Source organism: Acidimicrobiales bacterium (assembly GCA_041394245.1).
Lineage (GTDB): Bacteria > Actinomycetota > Acidimicrobiia > Acidimicrobiales > Aldehydirespiratoraceae > JAJRXC01.
Map to the genome: position 1 here is coordinate 222779 of JAWKIR010000003.1, position 19095 is coordinate 241873.

Consider the following 19095-nt stretch of genomic DNA (forward strand, 5'->3'; position numbering starts at 1 on the left):
GAGCGCAACCTAGCCAACGGCGTGCGTCAGCTGAAGCTCTGGCCGCAGCCGCACGTGCGCTGGGCGTTGGGGTTGTCGATCGCGAAGCCGGCGTCCTGCAGCCCGTCCTTGTAGTCGAGAGTGGCTCCCTCGAGGAGCTGGGCGGACGACGGATCGACGACGACCTCGACATTGCCGAAGGTCGTCACCATGTCGTCGGCGGCACGGTCGGTGTCGAAGAACATCTCGTAGCTGAAGCCCGAACACCCACCCGGGCGCACGGCCACACGCAGTGCGAGACCCTCGTCGCCTTCGGCGCTGATGAGTTCGTCGACCTTGGAAACGGCTTGCTCGGTGAGGGTGATCATCTCGGCTACTCCAAAACTCGGATGGGGTACGACAGAACCGAAGTGTACCCGGCTCTGTTCCCTCGGCCCCTTCGCGTCGCCGCCATTGCCTCGTCAGGTCGACCCACGAGCGCCGGTACCCTGACCGTGTGGCAACGACCGCACCTCCGACACCCGACTACGTGATGGGTCTGCTGCGCGGCGTCATCGACCCCGAACTCGGCTCCGACATCGTCGAGTTGGGCATGGCCAAGGGCGCGAAGGTCGACGAGGCCGGCCACGTGCACCTCGACATCGCGCTGACGACGAGTGGCTGTCCGCTGCGGGCCCAGATCCAAAAAGACATCCGCAGCCGGATCACCACCCTTCCCGGCGTCACCCGGGTCACGATCAGTTGGGGCGAACTCACGCAGGAGGAACGCAGCGCGGCCATGGCGAAGGCTCGTTTCAATGTGAGCCAGGACGAGCCCGACACCGCGGTCCCGCCGACCACCAAGGTCATCATGATCGCCTCCGGCAAGGGCGGGGTCGGCAAGTCCTCGATGACCACCAATCTCGCAGCAGCGCTGGCCGAGACCGGCTTCTCCGTCGGCGTGATGGACGCCGACATCTGGGGGTTCTCCGTACCGCGCATGCTCGGGGTCGACGGCGACCTCCTCGCCGCGGAGGGCAAGATCAAGCCGCTGATCAGAGAGATCGGCTCCGGACGTCTCGAGATCGTCTCGATGGGCTTCCTCGTCGCCCAGCAGGACTCGGCGCTCATGTGGCGGGGTCTCATGCTCAACCGGGCCGTGCAACATTTCTGCCAGGACGTCGCCTGGTCCGATGATCTCGACTATCTCCTGATCGACATGCCGCCGGGAACTGGCGACGTGCAGATGGGGCTCGCGAAGATGCTGCCCCGCGCCGAGATGATCATCGTGACCACGCCGGCGGGCAATGCCCAGAAGGTCGCAGCCCGGGTTGCCGACATGGGTCGGAAGAACTATCTCCGCATCGTCGGCGTGATCGAGAACATGAGCGAGTTCATCGCCCCCGACGGTTCGCGCCATGCCCTGTTCGGGAGCGGTGGCGGCCAGGCGCTGGCCGACGACATCGGGGTTCCCCTCCTCGGCGCGGTGCCGATCGAACCGGCGGTCAGCGAAGGCGGCGACACCGGCGAGCCGGCGGTACTGAGCAACAGCCCCGCGGCCGAAGTGATCCGGTCAATCGCCAAGGCGATCGCCGAGGAACACGTGCCGCCCGTCGAGATGGCCGGCTGCAGCGCCCGCATGCTCGATGCCGCGGTCGCGGCCCTCGACGGCCTGGATCTCGACTAGCGCCACCGCGCCCTGTTCGTCACCCATCTCATTCGTCACCCATCTCATTAACTCGGTAGCCATGGCTGCCGATTGTGACGATGTGCACCCCACCTCGGAACCGACATGACGGCCTGGAACCGTCGAGTCGCGGCAGCGACCCGCGTCCGCGAGGTCGGCGACCCGGAAGCCCTCGAACAACGCCTGCGCTCCCTGGGCCTGCCCGAGGGCATGCACCCTGACGACATCGTCGCCGTCGCCACCATGCTCCGGGTTGCCGAATCACGCGGCGTCGGTTTCGGTACGACGATCCTCGCTCGAGCAGCCGACACCGACGGAACCACCCGCGACGTGAAGGTCGTCGTCCTCGGCAACGAGAACGGCGCGACCACGCTGGTGGGCAACCACTCCGAGACGATCGCGATCGACCCGCTCACCGGCCTGCCCGGACGCGCCTACGCCCTCGAGGCTCTCGACTCGGCCCTGCAGCACTCGCTCAACGCCGAGCACAGCGTCGGCGTCTTCTCCATCGACATCGATCGGTTCAAGACCGTCAACGACTCGCGGGGATTCGACGCCGGCGACGACGCGCTGCGAACCCTTGCTGCCGGGCTCGCGGAACAACTCCGCCCCGACGACACCCTTTGCCGACTCGGCGGCGACGAGTTCACCGTCATCTGCCCCGAGGTGTTCGGCATCGCCGAAGCCATGACCATCGCCGAACGGTTCCGCGCCGCGTGCACGAACGTCCGGATCGACAGCCCACTCGCCGGGCTCACCGTCTCTGTCGGCATCGCGATCGGTCGCGCCGATCGAGGCGCCGAGGACATGATGCGCGAGGCCGAGACTGCGCTCTATCAGGCCAAGGGACTCGGACGCGACCGCTGCGAGGTCTTCGACGAAGACCTCCGCACGAGAGCCGAACGACGGATCACGGTCGATCAGCAGCTCCGCCGGGCGCTCGACGAGGACGGCATCCACGTCCACTACCAGCCGATCGTCGAGACCGAGTCCCGGCAGATCGTCGGGGTCGAAGCGCTGTTGCGCATCATCGGCGGCGACGGACGGCACCTGAACCCCCGCGAACTCGTCGAGGCCGCAGAGGACGGCGGCCTGATCCGTCGGATCGAGGAAACGGTCCTGGAGCGGGCCGCCTGCGCGATCCGCGATCTCCCGGAAACGGACGAGCCGCTGTTCTTGTCGGTGAACGTGTCGGACCGCCAGCTGGGCGACAGTCGCTTCCCTCTCGCCCTCGCCCGCACGCTGAACGCCGCGAACTTCCCGGCCGACCGACTCCACCTCGAGATCAATCGCTCGATTCTCGATCGCAAGGGCGCCGCCATCCGACTCGTCACCCAGCTGCGAGCCCTCGGGGTGGTCGTCGCGATCGACGAGTTCATCGGGGCGAGCGATGCCGACATGGTCGTGCCCGACGGCGTCGATCTGATCAAGCTCGACAAACGCCTGGTCCACGGCATCCATGGCGAACGGGGCCGAGCACGCGCCGAACTCGTGATCGGCGGCATCCTCGACCGCTCGCTCGACGCATGCGCAGTCGGCGTCGAAACCGAAGAGGACCTCGTCGCGGTGCGCCAGCTCGGCTGCCGCTACGCCCAGGGGTACCTGTTCGCACCCCCGCTCGACGCCGTGCAGCTCCACGCGCTCATCGCCGCACGGGTCTGACGCTCACTCCGAGGTCGGGCCCAACTCGATCGCGCCCGGCGGGCCGTCGTCATCGTCGTCACGGTTGTCACCGTCGTCGCGGGTCACGTCGGCCCAACGAACGTCGGTGAACCCCGAGCCCCCGAAGCCCGCGCCGAACGGCGCACCGTAGGCACCACCGCCGACACTGATGCGGCCCGCGAACCGGGCCTTGAGGACGTTGCGCACCACTGCCCGTGTCGGCGGGAGCAGGAGCACGAAGCCGAGGCCGTCGGTCAGGAACCCCGGTGTGAGCATGAGCGCACCGGCGAACAGCACCAGCATCCCGTCGATCAGCTCGTTGGTGGGCAGGTCACCGCGCCCGAGCGCGCCCTGGACCCGGGCCAGGATCGAGAACCCCTCCCGACGGACGAGCCACGCCCCGATCACACTGTCGAGCACCAGCAACCCGAGGGTTTCCCACCCGCCGATCGCCGCATCGACCTGCACGATCAGGTAGATCTCGATGATCGGAACGATGATGAACGCGATCACCAGGAAGCGGAACACCCGCCCATCCTAGGCTGGGCCCGATGTTCATCGACCCTCATGTTCACTGACCTCGGCGACCTGCGGGCCGACCGCATCGGTCCCGCCCTGGTCGAGTCCGGGGCCGCTACCGGCCATGTCATCGACGCGCGCGTCGACACCGTCGACGACGGCGCCGGCTTCCTCGGCACGATCGCCCGCGTCCATCTCACGTGGGGCGACGGCGACGGTCCGGCGTCGATCATCGCCAAGCTCCCGACCGCGATCGCAGCCAACCGGGAGATCGTGGACCGCTTCGGGTACGACCGACGCGAAGCCGGCGTCTACCGAGACCTGCGGCCGTGGGAACACGCGGCCGCGCCGCGTGCGCTCGCGCAGGGCTGGAACGAAGCGACCGGCCGGGGCTGGCTCCTCCTCGAAGACCTCCACGATCACGAATCCGGCGACAGCGTCGCGGGGGCGACCGATGCCCAGGCCTTCGCGACGGTCACCGCCCTCGCCGAATGGCACGCGGCGTTCTGGAACGACCCCCGCCTCGCCGAACTGTCCTGGTTGCCCGACACCACCGATCCGGCCGTCAGCGGCTACGGCCACATCTTCGACCTCACGTGGGACATGTGCGTCGCTCGCCTCGGCGGCGTCACCTCCGACATCGACGATGCCGCCCACCGGGCCCGGGCATGGTTCGACCCCGCGGTCAGGGAGTTCGCCGGGGGCGACCGGACGCTCGTGCACGGTGACGCCCGCCTCGACAACTTCCTCTTCGGGCCGGACTCGCGTGCGGTCCCGCTCGACTTCCAGCTCGCGACCCACGGACGGGGGGTCTACGACGTCGCCTTCTTCTGTGCCGGTTCGTTGCGTACCGAGGACCGTCGCCGCCTCGAACCCGAACTGATCGAGCGCTACCGGGCCACCCTCGGGGCCGCCGGCGTCGACGTGACGCTCGAGGCACTCTGGCGCGACTACCGCCTGGGCCACATGATGAACCTGCCCAACCCCGTCAGCGCACTCGCGGTGGTGGCCCCGACCGACGAACGCGGCGCCGAGTTCCTGCGTCGCAACGCCGAACGCGGTCTCGCGGCGGTGGCCGACCACGTCCGCCTCCTAGGCTGAAGCAGCCGTGTCGCCTTCGCCTGGTCCAGCCGAACCCAACCGTCCGCCGTCGGTCGACAAGCTGGCGCGCTCGATCGCCGATGTCGGGCTCCCCCATCCGCTCCTGGTCGACGCGGCCCGAGCCGCGGTCGCCGACGGCGTCCCCGCTGCGGCCCGCGACATCGCGATGGCTCGGGCCCGCCAGATGCTCACCCCGGTGATCAACGGCACCGGCACCCTCCTCCACACCAACCTCGGGCGCGCCCCCGTCGCCTGGGAACAGGCGGCCACCTACTCGAACCTCGAGCTCGATCTCACGACCGGCGAACGCGGCTCGCGCATGGCGACCGCTCCGGCCCTCATCGCCCGGGCCTGCGGGGCCGAGGCGGCCCTCGTCGTCAACAACTGTGCGGCGGCCCTCATGCTCGTGCTCGCCGGACTCGCGGAGGGCCGCGGCGTGGTGGTCTCGCGCAGTGAACTCGTCGAGATCGGCGGCGGGTTCCGCGTGCCCGAGGTGATGGAACGGTCGGGGGCCCGCCTCATCGAGGTCGGCACGACCAATCGCACCCGTCTCGCCGACTTCGAGCGAGCCGTCGCCGAACACGGCGACGAGGCCGGGGTGATCCTCCAGGTCCACCAGTCGAACTACAAGATCGTCGGCTTCACCGAGGCACCCCGCACCGCCGAACTCGCCACCATCGACCGGCCGCTGGTCGCCGACATCGGGTCGGGGCTGCTCGACTCGCGCTGCGGATGGCTGGCGTCGGGTCCGCCCGGCTGGCTGGCCGAGGAACCGGCCGCCCGGCAGACCCTCGAAGCCGGCGCCGACCTCGTCACCTTCTCGGGCGACAAGCTCTTCGGCGGCCCCCAGGCCGGCATCATCGCCGGGCGGGGCGACCTGATCGCGACCATCGCTCGTCATCCCCTCGCCCGGGCCTTGCGGCCGGGGTCGCTCGTGTTGGGTGCACTCCAGGCGACGGCGCTCGCCTACCTGGCCGGCGACGGCGATGCCATCCCGTTCTGGCGGATGGCCGCGCGGTCGGTCGACGAGCTCCGGGCCCGCGCCGCCGCACTCGGCGTCGGCACGGTCATCGACACGGAGGCCACCCCCGGCGGCGGCACCCTGCCCGAGGTCGCGATCCCGTCGGCCGGTGTCGCCGTCGACGGCGACCATCGCGACGCCCTCCGTCGGCGGCCGCGGCCGCTCATCGCCAGGGTCGTCGACGGACGCACGATCGTCGACCTGCGCGCCGTCGATCCCGACGACGACGCCGAGGTCGCAGCCGCGCTGCGCGACTGCTGATGCACCCGATTCGCTGATGCACGTTCTCGCCACCGCCGGCCACGTCGATCACGGGAAGTCCACCCTCGTCAAGGCACTCACCGGCACCGACCCGGATCGCCTCGCCGAGGAGAAGGAACGGGGCCTCACGATCGATCTCGGGTTCGCTTCGGCCCAACTCCCCTCCGGCCGCGGGGTGGCGTTCATCGATGTCCCCGGACATGTCCGCTTCCTCAAGAACATGCTGGCCGGGGTCGGCAGCGTCGACGCCTGCGTCTTCGTGGTCGCAGCGACCGAGGGCTGGAAGCCCCAGTCCGAGGAGCACCTCCGGATCCTGTCACTGCTCGGGATCCGCCACGGCCTGGTCGCCCTGACCAAGGTCGGGCTCGCCGACGAGGAGCTGCGGGAACTCGCCGCACTCGAGATCGCCGACCGGGTCGCCGGAACCTTCCTCGCCGATGCGCCCATCGTCGAGGTCGACGCCCTCGACGGCACCGGTGTCGAGACCCTGCGAGCTGCACTCGACGATCTGCTCGACCACACCCCGACCGCGGCCGATCACGCCCGGCCCCGGTTGTGGATCGACAGGGTCTTCGCCGCGAAGGGTTCCGGCACCGTGGTGACGGGCACGCTCACCGGCGGTCTCATCCGCGTCGACGACGAACTCCGCGTGCTCCCTCTGGGCGAGAACGTCCGGATCCGTGCCCTGCAGAGCCTCCATGCCGAGCGCACGAAGGTCGGCCCGGGCAATCGGGTCGCCGTCAACCTCACCGGCGTCAGCCACGACCGGCTCCGGCGGGGCGACGTGTTGGTCAAGGCCGACCAGTGGCACGTCACCGATCGCTTCGACGGCAGACTCGAGGTCCTCGACGCGCTCGATCATCCGGTCACCCGGCGGGGTGCCCACGTCGCCTACATCGGCTCGGGCGAGTATCCGGCGCGGGTGCGTGTGCTCGGCCCGTCGGAGATCCCGCCCGGCGCCACCGGCGCAGTGCGTGTCCACCTGCCGGTGGGGCTGCCGCTGCTCCCCGGCGACCGGTTCATCCTGCGCGAGTCGGGACGCGGCGAGACGCTCGGCGGTGGCGAGATCCTCGACATCGATCCACAGCTCGCCGCGGCCAAGGCCGTGCCCGACCGCTCGGTCGACCGCGTGATCGCGGAACGCGGCCGCGTCGAGGTCGACCAGTTGTTCCGACTGACCGGGGTCCGCCGCGACCCCGACGTCGGGAAGTGGGCGGTCGACCCCGCGGAGCTGGACCAGACCCGGACCCGACTCGAAGCCGCCGTCACCGGCGCCGGTCCCCTGGGTCTCGACCTCGCCGCTCTCGACGACTTCGAACGGGCCGTGCTCGAGACGATCGACGGCCTCGAACTCGACGGTGGCCACGTACGCATCGCCGATGCCGTCGATCCCCTCGCCGACCATCCCTTCGTCGCCCGACTCGAAGCGGCCCCGTTCACGCCGCCCGATCCCGACGGCGTCGACCGGGCCGAGCTCCGCGAGCTGGTCCGACGGGGCGACGTGGTCGACGCCGACGGCGTCTACTTCGCGGCGTCGGCCATCGCCGCCGCGGCACGCGTGGTCGCCGAACTGCTCGCCGCCGAACCCGACGGTGTCACGGTCGCAACCATCCGCGATGCCTGGGGAACCTCACGCAAGTTCGCGATTCCTCTGGTGACTCATCTCGACAGCACCGGCGTGACCCGCCGCCGCGACGACCTGCGCATCGCCGGACCGCGACTGCCCCGCATCACCTGAACTGGTCAGACGGTGAGCAGTTCGCGCCGTTCGCTCTCGCTGAGACCACCCCAGATGCCGTGCTGCTCCCGGATCGTGAGCGCGTAGGACAGACAGTCGTCGCGCACCGAGCAGGTTTCACAGATCGCTTTCGCGTTGCGTTCACGGAATCGTTTCTCGTCTCGCCGCTCCGCGCTGGTCGGCGGAAAGAAGACCGTTGCCTGCGGTCCTCGACACGCCGCCTTCAGCTGCCAGTCGACCCCCACGTTGCGCACTGCCATATCCACTCCCGTTCTCCACTGTTGGCTTAGCGGACATGAGACGGACGTCACAACCGCGCTGGGCGGTTGTTTGCGAAATCCGAACGCCGCGCGTGAGATTCGCTCTGTTTTTCTCGTATCGGCCACTGATTCCGGTGCCTTGACGCCGAAATGTCCCCAGGACCACGTGCTGTCGGGTGACGCGCCGATGACACGTCGGCTGCAGCGTCGGTCGGGTGAGAGGTACCGTCGCCGTCACATGGACGTTGGCATGAGCAGGCCGTTTCGCGCGCGACCGCCGGATCCCGGCGACGCGCTGCTCCGCCCTGCGCTGCTGCGCCGCCTGCTCACCCGCTTCGAGGCCCGCGTCGTGGTCGTGCGGGCCAGCGCGGGCTTCGGGAAGACGACCGCCCTCGCCCAGGCGGTCGAACAGAACCTGGTTGCGCCGCGCGGACGCGACGTCTGGGTCGGCTGCGAGCCTGCCGATGCCGACGACGACGTCTTGCGGCGCGGCATCGCCGAATCGCTCTCCCTGCCGCCCGACACCTCGCGGCGCGGCATCGCCGAGGCGATCGCCGCCGCCTCCCCGGTCCAGGTCTGTCTGATCCTCGACGATGCCCACGAGCTCCCGGAGGGTTCCCGCGGAGCCGAACTGGTCGAGGCGTTGATCGCCGATCTCCCCGCCAACGGCCATGTCCTGCTCTCGAGCCGCTTCGACCCGGCGATCTCGCTGGCCCGTCTCGACGCCCAGGGCCGCGTCGAACGCATCGAGGAACGCGACCTGACCCTCGACCGCGCCGAGCTCGTGGCGCTGGCCGAGCGCGCCGGTCGTCCGGTCGACGAGATCGAGTCGCTCGGCGGCTGGCCGGCGCTGGTCGCCCTCGGCCTGCGGTCCGGGCCGGTACGCCAGTTCCTCGACCAGGAGGTGATCGGCAGTCTCGACGACGACCAGCGCCGAGTGCTGGCCCTCGTCGTCGCCCTCGGCGGCGCCGACGATGCCCTCCTCACCGCACTCACCGGCATCGACGCGACGACCGCGATCGACAGTCTGCCGATGATCCAGCGACGAGACGGTTGGTACGAGGCCCATGCCCTGTGGTCCTCGGTCTTCACCGATGCCGAGATCGAGCACGCCCGCCGGACCCACCAGCGCGGCGCGATCGAGCACCTCCTGGCGGACGGGCGGGCCGGGCGGGCCGTCGATCTCGCGTGCCGCACGCAACAGAGCGACCTGGTTCTGCGGGCGCTCCACGAAACGGTGATCTCCGGCCAGGTCGAGGATGTCGACGTGCTGCGCCGGTGGCTGCCGCTGCTGCCCGACGACGTGCGTCGCCACCCGCTGGCGCTGCACATCGAGGGGCTGATCGAACAGGCGATCGATCCGACCACCGATCGCTGCCTCGAGCTCTTCCAGCGGGCGGCCGACGGCTACGAGGCCCTCGGAGAGCTCCGCGGGCTGGTCAACGCCACGGCCGAGATCGGCTTCTGGCACCACATCCGACGCGACAGCGGCGAGCTCATGGGAGTCGCCATGCGGATGCAGGAACTCGCCGACCGGGGTGTCAGCGCGGCGACGCCCTACACCGATGTCACCACTGCGTTCGTCGGCATCGCCCAGGGCGACCCCCATGCCATCCTCGCTGCGGTCCGCCGGGCCCGAACCGCGCCGATGACCGGTCGGTTCCGGGCGATCACCGACTGGCTCGAGTTCCAGGCGCTCGAACTGCTCGGCCAGACCGACGTCGACCTCGCCGACCGCTACCTCGAGGGTGCCGGAGGGATCCGCGGTACCGAAGTGATCGCGATCGCCGCCCGCTGGCGGGCCGGGCGCCTCGAGGAGCTGCTCGCCGACCCCGCCGCCTGGGAAGCACGGAGCGGATCCGACCGGGCCCGCTTCCTCTGTCACGCGTGGATGGCCGCGGTCCTGGCCGGGGCCGGGCGGGTGTCGGAGGGTGCCGACCACCTCGCCCTCGCCACCCGCTTCGCCGGCGAGATGAACGCCCCCCAGGTCGAGATCACGCTCGCGCTCCCGACACTGCTCATCGAACACGAACGAGGCCGTACCGTCGAGGCCCGCGAGATGATGGAGGACCTCCTCGATCGGATCCCGGTCGGCCCGAGCACCCGCCTCTCCTACAACGGCTCCACCGCGCTGATCGCCCGGTACCGACCGGATCTCTTCGACGACCTCGTGGTGCCGATGCCCACCCGCGACACCTCGCTCGGACTGGCCCTGCGAGACATGGACCTCACCGGGGAACTGTCCGCCATCCGCTCCGTGCAGTGGCCGGCCAACACCGGGGTGCTGGTCTCGTCGCTCTTCCTGCGCACGTCGTGCGAGTTCGTGTGTGCGGCGTGGGCGGCCGGGAGACCCGAGGCCCGTCCGGCGGCCGACTGGCTGCTCGAGGTCGTCGGCGACCCTGCCCGCGAACGGTTCCGCGACTTCGTCGCCCACCCGCTGACCGCCGTCGCCGCGGCAGCGAAAGAGATCCTCGCCTCGGTGCCGCTGCCGCCCGTCGAACACCGCGAGCTGCGCGTGCTCGGGCCCGAGCGCCTCGAGATCGGCGGTGTCGAATCCGAACACGAGGACTGGCGTCGGGAGCGGGTGCGTTCGCTCCTCGGCTATCTCGTCGTCCACCCCGACGCGACCCGCGACGCGATCATGGCCGCGTTGTGGCCCGAGGCCAACGAGGAAGCGGCCCGCCGGAGTCTCCGATCGACGCTCAACCTCCTCCTCGGCGTTCTGGAGGAGGGCAGAGTGGGTGGCGACGCCGCCTACTTCGTCCGTGCCGACGGGAACCGCGTGCGACTGACCGGCCGTGACCGTCTGAGTGTCGACGTCTGGCGTTTCGACTCGCTGCTCGACGAGGCGGACCGGCTCGAAGCCGACGGCGCACCGAGCCTCGCCCTCGACTGCCTCACCGAAGCGATCGACCTGTACCGCGGCGACCTGCTCGCCGGCGTGATCGAGGGCGAATGGCTCCACCTCGAACGCCAGCGCCTCCATGTCCGCTTCGTGGGCGCCGCCGTACGTGGCGCGGAACTCCTGCTCGCCCACGGCCGGACCGACGAAGCGATCACGCTCTCGACGCGGACCATCCAGATCGAACCATGGTCAGAACCGGCGCATCGATCGCTGATCGCCGGCCACCTCCAACGTGGCGACCGAGCCGCCGCTCACCGCGCCATGCAGCGGTGCCACGACATGCTCGCCGACCTCGGCGGCCCGGTGGAGGAGCTCACCACGATGCTCGAACGCCGCCTCACCGGCAGCTGACCGCGCTAGGCCTCGTCGTCGCTCGGACGCATCTCGCGATAGTCGCGGGCGCCGCCTTCTTCGGGTTCGATCTCGAGCCACAAGCCCTCGATCGCGACGACGCGGACAGGATCGCCGGCAAGGATCGGGGTGGTCCGGTTGACCATCGCACGCCACGGAGCGCCGTCGATCATCACGATGCCGTCCTTCTTCACTTCCGTGACGGCCTCGCCCATCATCCCGATCATCCACTCACGGCCGATCGTGGGCGTGCCGAACCGGGTGCGGATCATGGCCGGCATCCCGTTCATCATCGACAGTCCCACCCCGATGATGCCGACGAGCAGCGTGATCCACGAGATCGAGAACCCGTCGTAGAGGAAGATCGAGCCGAGCACCAGGCACCCCGTCGCGATGGCCGACCAGGCCCGTGGCACGCCGGTCTGCACATCCACGGCATAGCCGAGCATCGCGATCACCAACAGCGCGAGCGCCCAGGGTCGCGTGGGCAACACGTCGAGGCCATAGCAGCCGAGGATGAAGCAGACGGCGCCGACCACCCCGGCGATGCCGATGCCGGCCGTGTAGAACTCGAAGATCAGCAGCGACGCCCCGATGAGGAACAACAGGTAGGCCATCGCCGGGCTGGCGACGCTGTGCATCCATCCCTTGAACAGCGACAACTTTCGGAGCCGGACCGGAGAGGCGATCTCGCGGACGGCTTCACCGCTGGACGTGTCGATCACGCTGTCGAACCCGGGCAGCTCGTCGCCGACCTGAGGGCCGAGCGCGAAGAGCGCGAGCGTGGGTGACTCGTACTGGATGAGGCCGAGCTCGATGGCATCGAGATCGGAGATCGTGGTGTTCTCGAGCCCGACGAGCAGCTCGGCGACCTCGGGGTCGAGGAACTCGCCGACGACGAGCTGCCCGGTGTTGCCGAACGAGGCGAACGAGGCGATGCCCATCTGGTCGGTCACCGCCATGAGCTGGGCGATACCGCCCTCGGCCCGGGCACCACTCGGCCCGACCCAGCCGTAGACGGGCACGCTCGCGTCGTGGATCCGCCGCGCCAGCTCGATGACGCGGGCGTCGTCGATGACGGTCGCCGAACTGTTGACCTGCAGGATCACGCCGCCTGAACCGGCCTCCTCGGCCTCGGTGATCGACTGCTCGATGAAGTCGGCCACGATCTCGTCGACGAAGCCCGACACCTGGACAATGTCGAAAACTGCAGAGTCGAAAACTGCAGAGTCGAATACTGCAGAGTCGCTCCCCGTGTCGCTCCCCGTGTCGGGGGTTTCCTGGATGATCGTCTCCTGCGCACCCGCCGACGGGGTGCACGCGAGGATGCCGACCGCAAGGCCGACCATCGTGACCGCTAGCGTGATGCGGCGACGCATGTCGCGTACCCGTCTCGAGGAGGGGAATGGAGCCCGGTCAGTTCTTCGCATCGTCGCGGGTCCTCATCGTGGCAGGGAAGGGCGGAGTCGGGAAGACCACAGCCTCGGCGACCCTCGCGTTGGCTGCGGCGCGCACCGGCCTGTCGGTCCTCCTGGTGGAGGTGGCCGGGCGGTCGGCGACGGCATCGATGTTCGGTGCCGACGCACCAGGCTACGAGGAGTCGACCGTTTACGACCACGCGGACCACGGGACCGTCCGCTCCCGCTCGATCACTCCCGACGACGCCCTGGTCGAATGGCTGACCAAGCACGGATTCGCTCGCATCGCGAAGCGCATGGCGAAGAGCGGCTTGCTCGAGATCGTCGCCACGGCGACGCCCGGCATCAAGGATCTGCTCGTGCTCGGCCGCATCAAGGCCCTCGAGTCCGAGGGCGTCGCCGATCTGATCATCGTCGACGCACCCGCCGCCGGTCATGCGATCCAGTTCCTGCAGGCTCCCGTCGGAGTGCGCGACACCGCCCGCACCGGGGTGCTGCACCGCCAGGCGCTGGAGGTTCTCGAGATGCTCGACGATCCCTCGCGCTGTCGGGCGATCCTCGTGAGCATCCCCGAGGAGACTCCCATCAACGAGCTGATCGACACCGCGTTCATGGTGGAGGACGAGGTCGGTCTCGCCCTCGGCCCGGTCGTGATCAACGGCATCCTTCCGCCGATCGACGGACTCGACGATCCCGCGCCCGAAGGGCTCACACCGGCCGAGACGGCCGACGTCCGGATGGCGGCCGACCTGCGACGCGACCGGCTCGCGCTCCAGGCCGAACAGCTCGAACGCCTCGAGTCTCGGCTGCCGCTCGCGCAGCTGCGGCTGCCCCAGTTGTTCACGACCGAGATCGGACTCGACGAACTCCATCGGCTGGCCGACGCCGTCGAGATCTCGATCCGCGACCTGGAGGACTGGGCATGAGCGGGCCGGCCGACTATCGGGCCCTCACCGCCGAGTGCGAAGTGATCGTCTGCTGTGGCACAGGCGGGGTGGGCAAGACCACCACCGCGGCGGCCACCGCCATGGCCGCGGCCTCGATGGGTCGGCGCGCCGCGGTGGTCACGATCGACCCGGCGAAGAGGTTGGCCGACGCGCTCGGCATAGGAAACCTCGACAACGACCCGACGATCATCGAGGGCTCGTGGTCGGGAACGTTGGCCGCGCTCATGCTCGACACCAAGGCGACGTTCGACGACGTGGTCCGCCGCCACGCACCCACCGAGGCGCAGGCCGAGACGATCATGGCCAATCGCTTCTACCGCAACATCTCCACGAGCCTGTCGGGCACGCAGGACTACATGGCCGTCGAGAAGCTCGCCCAGCTCCACTCGTCGGGCGACTGGGACTTGGTCGTCGTCGACACCCCGCCGACCCGCGACGCGCTGGCCTTCCTCGAGGCGCCGAAACTGCTGACCCGCCTCCTCGACAACCCGATCTACAAGATCCTCATCTCGCCGAGCCAGGGCGTGCTGCGGGCCGTCAACCGGGCGGCAACCGGGGTTGTCCGCCAGCTGTCACGCGTGGTCGGCGCCGAGGTGGTCGACGACGCGATCGAGTTCTTCCAGGCCTTCCAGGGGATGGAGGACGGATTCCGCGATCGGGCCGATGCCACCCTGCAGCTCCTCGGGGCCGACGAGACCGCGTTCGTACTCGTGGCCTCGCCGCGCGCCGACACCCTCGCCGAGGCGCAGTACTTCCTCGAGCGGCTCGGCAAGGCCGACCTGGCCGCCGCCGCCGTGATCGTCAACCGGGTCCTGCCCGCGCTCTCGGTCGACTCCGAACGGGCCCGCGAGATCAACGCCGCGCACCCGTGCGGCCCCTCGCAGGCGCTGGCCGATCACGCCGCAGCTGCCGCCGGCGACGACGAGCGGATTCAGGAGCTGCTGTCGAGCGCCCCCGGCGCCACGGTCGCCCGAGTGCCGCTGTTGCCGAGCGATGTGCACGACGTCGACACCCTGCACCGCATCGCCGAGCTGCTCACCGAGCGCTGATCAGGCGTCGGGGTCTTCGTCGAGCGCCGCGATGGCACCCGCGTAGTCGTCCTTGACCGGAACGATCCGATCGAACCCGGTCGTGTGGAGCAGCTTGGTGATCGCGTCGCGATCGCTGAAGATGACGACCCGACCGTCGGACTCGCGGATGCGGCGGATCCCGCCGATCAGCGCGCCGAGCCCGGCGGAGTCCATGAACTGCACCCCGGAGAGATTGACAACCACCCGCGGCTCTTCGGCCATCTCGGCGAAGGCCTCGCGGAACTGCGCCACGCTGTAGGCGTCGAGCTCCCCCGCAGGGCAGAGGTCGATCTGGGTTCCGTCGTCGGACCGGATGGCGTTGATCTCGAGCACCGGCGCATCGTAACCCCTGTGGTTCCCGCCCGACACGCGACCCCGTCCAACATGGGTGCGGGGCGCACAGAGGTGTACGATGCGGCCCCGTGACGGACATCCTCCTCGCCACTGATGCCGACTGGCTCGTCGACGACGTCGAAGCCGCGCTCGGCGGTGCCCACCTGATCCATCGGGTCCGCCGGGGCATCGATGTCGTCCCCGCCATCCGCGAGGTCGATCCCGCCCTCGTCCTGCTCGATCTCCAGATCGGCAACATGGGCGGCGTGGCCTCGTGCATCGCCGTCAAGCAGCGGGTCGGCATGGGCGATCTCGACGATCGACCGGTGCTGCTCCTGCTCGACCGCGACGTCGATGTCTATCTCGCTCGCGAGGCCGAGGCCGACGGCTGGCTGGTGAAGCCGCTCGATGCCTTCGGCACGCTGCGGGCCGTCGAAGCGGCGCTCGCCGGCGAGACCGTCACCAGCTGATCCGGTCGACGGATTTCGCGACCGTTCGGCCGCGGGTCCCGCTAGCCTCGTGAATCTGCACACGGGCAGTGGCGCAGGTTGGTAGCGCGCCTCGTTCGGGACGAGGAGGTCGTGGGTTCAAATCCCGCCTGCCCGACCAAAGCATCCGGCTCGAACCCGGGACCTCAGCGTCTCGGGTTTCACATTTCGGGCCCAGTCCGGTCACTTCCGAGTGGGTAGGTCCTGGTCGGGGACTGTCCGGAATTTTGTGGTTGGGCTCATGCGGTCATCGCACCGATCTCGGCGAAGAACGCTGAGCTGCAATACGTAGCCTCGCTATCACCCAAACCATCATCACCGAACCGGTATGGCGCTCGGCAGCACCCCTGACTTGATCGTCGGTGAGCTTCCGTTTCGGATGCCGAGTCTTCACACCTCGCCGGTGAAGGGGTCGCAAGACTGTGGCACGGCTTCGCCCAGTCGCGAGCACCAGCTGCGGTACCGTGAAGCCCTCCACGTAGCGCTTGGCGATGGATCGGGATTCCCGTTCGGTGAGCGCCTTAACCCGGCGCCAGGTTGATGAATCGACCGATCGAGCAGGACCCTCGGCAAGATCAATAGCCAGATTGAGAATCAAGAGCGGCTCAGAGGAGTTCAAGAGCTCTCCTTCCAGGTCGACAGCGATGTGATTTGGACAACGATGCAACCGGCCACACGGCATCGATGGTCGACCCGCGCGTGCAGGGGTCTTGACACCCCCCCCAGGTCGTCCTTACGGTGGAAGAAGCCAGTGTCGGCGGACAACGGCGACGACGGCTGGCAGTTTCGATTTCGGACGAGCCCCTTCGCGAGGACGACGGCTGGAGAAGGGCGGGTAGAGGGATGCAGAAGCGTGAACTCCGAAGTCTGCGGCGGATGGCAATCGTATTGCCGGCCGTACTCTTCCTCACGACCGCATGCGAGACCTTTGGTGTCGAGAGCTTCGGCACCGATCCCGGAGCGACGACGGAGCTGTGTGGACAGCGTTGGACCGACGCGTCGGGAGAGAACTTCGACGACAATCCGACCGGAGTTTCACGTACATGGTCAATCGCACCCGACGACTGCGGAAACAACTCGCTGCCAACCTCGGCAAATCTCGTGGGTGCGCGTGCGGAGATCCTTGTGGAGTTCGGGCAGGCCGGGAACTTCGCGAGTTGCGGGTTCATCGATCAGACGGCCCTTGCCGGCAATGTGTGGGCGACGTTCGGTCACGGCATCGCGCCGTGCGACGACGGCTGCTTCCTCGCACGCGGGCGACACTGGTTCACGATTCCCGCTGGCACCTTGTCGACCGACGATCTACTTGCCCCTGAAGACTGCATCATCAACACATGAGTACTCGGAGGAGAAGTCGGATGTCGACGAAGACAGTCCTCGCCGCCACTGCGATACTGCTCGCGAGTGCGTGTGGCACCAGCCCGCAAGTCGACACGACGAGCGGAGTGGACACTCCTGTTCACGACGCCGGGCCAACGCCAGTTGAGCCGGGTGCGCCCGAACTCGTGACCGACGGCTCGGCCGATGCCGAAGAACGGCTTGCCGAGTACGAGCGCGAGGATCGGCTCCCGGTGATCGACGCCGAAGGCGAACTCGTCGGCTACATGAATTACACGGAGTACTACGCCGGCTCGCAAGATCCGGTCTTCATCGAGGTGCGGTCCTACGACGACGATTCGCTGCTGGGCTACCGACTCCGATTCGTCGGATTCGTGCCGCTCGACCAATTCGGAGGCGAGGGCACAATTGCCGAGCAAGTCGAAGAACTCTTTGGCGATCGACAGGCCGATGCGCAGGCGAATCTCGAAGAGGTCAACGCCAAGCTGAACTCCCTGACCCCTGAGGAACTCCAAGCGCTACTCGAAGCCCTCGCCGCGGAATAGCGACAGGAGGTCCGGTAGTCAGCGACCGGGTCATGTCGCGGCTCATCGGGGAAACGTTCCAAGCCGGAACCCGACACCCATGCGCTTGAGTTCCTTGCGCAGAGTCTCCTTGTGGACGGGTAGATCGGCAGCGATGGCCTTGATCGTCTCGCCGCCGAGGTAGCGCTCGGCTGCACGACCGACCTGCTCATCGGTGAGCTTCCGCATGAGATGTCGAGTCTCGACACCACGCTGATGAAGGTGACGCAAGATCGCTGCTCGGCTCCGACCCGTGGCAATCACGAGTTGGGGCACGGTCAATCCCTCAACGTACAGCTCGGCGATTGAGCCTCAGAGGAGTTCAAGAGCTGTCCTTCCAGGTCGACCAAAAGTACCCGGCTCGAACCCGAGACCTCAGTGTCTCGGGTTTCCGGCAACAACGGCTCGGTACACGGCGACGTACTTGTCGACCATCGCCGCCACGCCGAACCGATCCAGCACCGAGGCGCGGATCGCTTCCCGGTCGAGGGTGTCGACGAGATCGATCGCTCGAGTCGCGCCGTCGGCGTCGTGCACGACGAAACCGGTCGTCGCGTGATCGATGAGCTCCGTCATGGACCCCCGGTCGTAGGCCACCACCGGGGTGCCGCAGGCCATGGCTTCCACGACGCTGTAGCCGAAGGGTTCGTCGAAGTCGATGAGGTGGAGCAGGGCATGGGCACTGCCGAGAACCTGCGCGCGGTCAGCGGCGTCGACCGGGCCGAGGAAGCGCACGGCCTCGCCATCGATGTACGGCGCGACCTCTTCGGCGAAGTACCCCTCGTCCTGGATGATGCCGGCGATGACGAGCGGACGGTTGGCCCGCCGGGCCACGTCGATTGCGACCGCGGTTCCCTTGTCGGGATGGATCCGTCCGAAGAAGAGAAGATGCTCGCCCGGATCCGGGTGGACGGCGAAGGTGTCGAGGTCGATGCCGTGGTGGATCGTTGCGGCGTAGTGGAGCCGAGGGTGGCGGTCGGAGTCGCTGATCGAGACATAGGTGGTCGTCGCGTCGTAGCGCTCGTAGACGGGCAGGATCCGCGGTGACGAGAACCCGTGGATCGTGGTGACGACGGGGGTGTCGACGAGGCCGCTGTAGGTCAGCGGCAGGAAGTCGAAGCCGTTGTGGATGATGTCGAACTCGTCGGCCCGTTCGAACACGTCGGCGATGTGGAGGCACTCGGCGACCTTGGGATCGATCTCGGTGTCTTCCGACCACCCGGTGGGCGCGGTCGATCGGAGTCGTGCGGCAGTCAGCGAGTCGGCGGTTGCGAACAGGGTCACGTCGTGACCCAGCGCGACGAGTCCTTCGGTCAGCAACGAGGCGAACAGTTCCCAGGGACCGTAGTGACGCGGCGGGGTGCGCCAGGAGATCGGCGAGAGCACCGCGATGCGAAGGAGCGGACCGGGGTCAGATCGGCGGAGGTCGGAGGTGTGGAGGTCGGTGACAGCACCGACCGTACCGACCGCCATTG

18 protein-coding genes and 1 tRNA gene are annotated in these 19095 nt (G+C 68.6%); 12 read left to right on the top strand and 7 right to left on the bottom strand.

Features of this window, described 5'->3' with window-relative positions; genetic code table 11:
• Positions 1-26: 26 nt before the first annotated feature.
• On the bottom strand, positions 27-347 hold the full coding sequence (gene erpA, locus R2707_15655; GenBank protein ID MEZ5246534.1) for an iron-sulfur cluster insertion protein ErpA: 321 nt from the start codon (positions 345-347) through the stop codon (positions 27-29).
• 128 nt (positions 348-475) lie between these two features.
• On the opposite strand from erpA, the gene R2707_15660 reads away from it, so the two are divergent.
• Positions 476-1645, top strand: a complete 1170-nt coding sequence (locus R2707_15660; GenBank protein MEZ5246535.1) for an Mrp/NBP35 family ATP-binding protein — start codon at positions 476-478, stop codon at positions 1643-1645.
• Positions 1646-1750: 105 nt separating this feature from the next.
• Entirely contained in the window at positions 1751-3307 is a 1557-nt protein-coding gene (locus tag R2707_15665) for a bifunctional diguanylate cyclase/phosphodiesterase (protein MEZ5246536.1), read from the top strand.
• Positions 3308-3310: 3 nt separating this feature from the next.
• On the opposite strand, the gene R2707_15670 is transcribed toward R2707_15665, so the two are convergent.
• The gene (locus R2707_15670) at positions 3311-3835 is read right to left on the bottom strand and encodes an FxsA family protein (protein ID MEZ5246537.1); all 525 of its coding nucleotides are present in this window, start codon (positions 3833-3835) and stop codon (positions 3311-3313) included.
• Positions 3836-3874: 39 nt separating this feature from the next.
• Between R2707_15670 and R2707_15675 the strand changes: the two genes are divergently transcribed.
• The 3 genes from R2707_15675 to selB are packed head-to-tail and all read left to right on the top strand — an operon-like array spanning position 3875 to position 7947.
• Positions 3875-4927 carry a phosphotransferase gene (locus R2707_15675; protein ID MEZ5246538.1) on the top strand — a complete coding sequence of 351 codons (1053 nt, stop codon included), beginning with the start codon at positions 3875-3877 and terminating at the stop codon, positions 4925-4927.
• 7 nt (positions 4928-4934) lie between these two features.
• Positions 4935-6209 carry an L-seryl-tRNA(Sec) selenium transferase gene (selA, locus tag R2707_15680; GenBank protein ID MEZ5246539.1) on the top strand — a complete coding sequence of 425 codons (1275 nt, stop codon included), beginning with the start codon at positions 4935-4937 and terminating at the stop codon, positions 6207-6209.
• A gap of 16 nt (positions 6210-6225) precedes the next feature.
• On the top strand, positions 6226-7947 hold the full coding sequence (gene selB, locus R2707_15685; protein ID MEZ5246540.1) for a selenocysteine-specific translation elongation factor: 1722 nt from the start codon (positions 6226-6228) through the stop codon (positions 7945-7947).
• A gap of 5 nt (positions 7948-7952) precedes the next feature.
• Here the strand turns inward: selB and R2707_15690 are convergent, their stop codons facing one another.
• Positions 7953-8207 carry a WhiB family transcriptional regulator gene (locus R2707_15690; GenBank protein MEZ5246541.1) on the bottom strand — a complete coding sequence of 85 codons (255 nt, stop codon included), beginning with the start codon at positions 8205-8207 and terminating at the stop codon, positions 7953-7955.
• A gap of 238 nt (positions 8208-8445) precedes the next feature.
• On the opposite strand from R2707_15690, the gene R2707_15695 reads away from it, so the two are divergent.
• A complete protein-coding gene (locus R2707_15695) occupies positions 8446-11463 on the top strand; it encodes a BTAD domain-containing putative transcriptional regulator (GenBank protein MEZ5246542.1) in 3018 nt (1005 codons plus the stop codon).
• A gap of 5 nt (positions 11464-11468) precedes the next feature.
• Here R2707_15695 and R2707_15700 read toward each other — a convergent pair whose 3' ends face one another.
• Positions 11469-12842 (bottom strand): NfeD family protein, encoded by a 1374-nt coding sequence (locus tag R2707_15700; protein ID MEZ5246543.1) that lies wholly within the window; start codon positions 12840-12842, stop codon positions 11469-11471.
• A 26-nt stretch (positions 12843-12868) separates the two neighbouring features.
• On the opposite strand from R2707_15700, the gene R2707_15705 reads away from it, so the two are divergent.
• Together R2707_15705 and R2707_15710 are read left to right on the top strand one after the other, a co-directional pair.
• Complete coding sequence (locus R2707_15705; GenBank protein ID MEZ5246544.1) at positions 12869-13807, top strand: ArsA-related P-loop ATPase; 939 nt, start codon at positions 12869-12871, stop codon at positions 13805-13807.
• Positions 13804-14877 carry an ArsA-related P-loop ATPase gene (locus R2707_15710; GenBank protein MEZ5246545.1) on the top strand — a complete coding sequence of 358 codons (1074 nt, stop codon included), beginning with the start codon at positions 13804-13806 and terminating at the stop codon, positions 14875-14877. Before R2707_15705 ends, R2707_15710 begins: the two co-directional genes overlap by 4 nt.
• Here the strand turns inward: R2707_15710 and R2707_15715 are convergent, their stop codons facing one another.
• Positions 14878-15231: an STAS domain-containing protein gene (locus R2707_15715; protein MEZ5246546.1), complete on the bottom strand. Its 354-nt coding sequence runs from the start codon at positions 15229-15231 to the stop codon at positions 14878-14880.
• 89 nt (positions 15232-15320) lie between these two features.
• Here R2707_15715 and R2707_15720 point away from each other — a divergent pair, with 89 nt between their 5' ends.
• The 4 genes from R2707_15720 (at position 15321) to R2707_15735 (ending at position 17602) form a co-directional block, all read left to right on the top strand.
• A complete protein-coding gene (locus R2707_15720; protein MEZ5246547.1) occupies positions 15321-15701 on the top strand; it encodes a hypothetical protein in 381 nt (126 codons plus the stop codon).
• Positions 15702-15763: 62 nt separating this feature from the next.
• A tRNA-Pro gene (locus R2707_15725) sits at positions 15764-15840 on the top strand.
• A 722-nt stretch (positions 15841-16562) separates the two neighbouring features.
• A complete protein-coding gene (locus R2707_15730; protein ID MEZ5246548.1) occupies positions 16563-17057 on the top strand; it encodes a hypothetical protein in 495 nt (164 codons plus the stop codon).
• A gap of 20 nt (positions 17058-17077) precedes the next feature.
• Positions 17078-17602 carry a hypothetical protein gene (locus tag R2707_15735; protein ID MEZ5246549.1) on the top strand — a complete coding sequence of 175 codons (525 nt, stop codon included), beginning with the start codon at positions 17078-17080 and terminating at the stop codon, positions 17600-17602.
• A gap of 42 nt (positions 17603-17644) precedes the next feature.
• Here R2707_15735 and R2707_15740 read toward each other — a convergent pair whose 3' ends face one another.
• Both R2707_15740 and R2707_15745 read right to left on the bottom strand, forming a co-directional pair.
• Positions 17645-17809 carry a hypothetical protein gene (locus tag R2707_15740; GenBank protein ID MEZ5246550.1) on the bottom strand — a complete coding sequence of 55 codons (165 nt, stop codon included), beginning with the start codon at positions 17807-17809 and terminating at the stop codon, positions 17645-17647.
• Positions 17810-17995: 186 nt separating this feature from the next.
• Positions 17996-19093: a glycosyltransferase family 4 protein gene (locus R2707_15745; GenBank protein ID MEZ5246551.1), complete on the bottom strand. Its 1098-nt coding sequence runs from the start codon at positions 19091-19093 to the stop codon at positions 17996-17998.
• Between the last annotated feature and the right edge of the window lie 2 nt (positions 19094-19095).

Coding starts and splice junctions, on each gene's coding strand:
- erpA (MEZ5246534.1), bottom strand. CDS start 347: ATGATCACCCTCACCGAGCAAGCCGTTTCCAAGGTCGACGAACTCATC.
- R2707_15665 (MEZ5246536.1), top strand. CDS start 1,751: ATGACGGCCTGGAACCGTCGAGTCGCGGCAGCGACCCGCGTCCGCGAG.
- R2707_15675 (MEZ5246538.1), top strand. CDS start 3,875: ATGTTCACTGACCTCGGCGACCTGCGGGCCGACCGCATCGGTCCCGCC.
- selB (MEZ5246540.1), top strand. CDS start 6,226: ATGCACGTTCTCGCCACCGCCGGCCACGTCGATCACGGGAAGTCCACC.
- R2707_15690 (MEZ5246541.1), bottom strand. CDS start 8,207: ATGGCAGTGCGCAACGTGGGGGTCGACTGGCAGCTGAAGGCGGCGTGT.
- R2707_15695 (MEZ5246542.1), top strand. CDS start 8,446: ATGGACGTTGGCATGAGCAGGCCGTTTCGCGCGCGACCGCCGGATCCC.
- R2707_15700 (MEZ5246543.1), bottom strand. CDS start 12,842: ATGCGTCGCCGCATCACGCTAGCGGTCACGATGGTCGGCCTTGCGGTC.
- R2707_15705 (MEZ5246544.1), top strand. CDS start 12,869: ATGGAGCCCGGTCAGTTCTTCGCATCGTCGCGGGTCCTCATCGTGGCA.
- R2707_15710 (MEZ5246545.1), top strand. CDS start 13,804: ATGAGCGGGCCGGCCGACTATCGGGCCCTCACCGCCGAGTGCGAAGTG.
- R2707_15730 (MEZ5246548.1), top strand. CDS start 16,563: ATGCAGAAGCGTGAACTCCGAAGTCTGCGGCGGATGGCAATCGTATTG.
- R2707_15735 (MEZ5246549.1), top strand. CDS start 17,078: ATGTCGACGAAGACAGTCCTCGCCGCCACTGCGATACTGCTCGCGAGT.
- R2707_15740 (MEZ5246550.1), bottom strand. CDS start 17,809: ATGCGGAAGCTCACCGATGAGCAGGTCGGTCGTGCAGCCGAGCGCTAC.
- R2707_15745 (MEZ5246551.1), bottom strand. CDS start 19,093: ATGGCGGTCGGTACGGTCGGTGCTGTCACCGACCTCCACACCTCCGAC.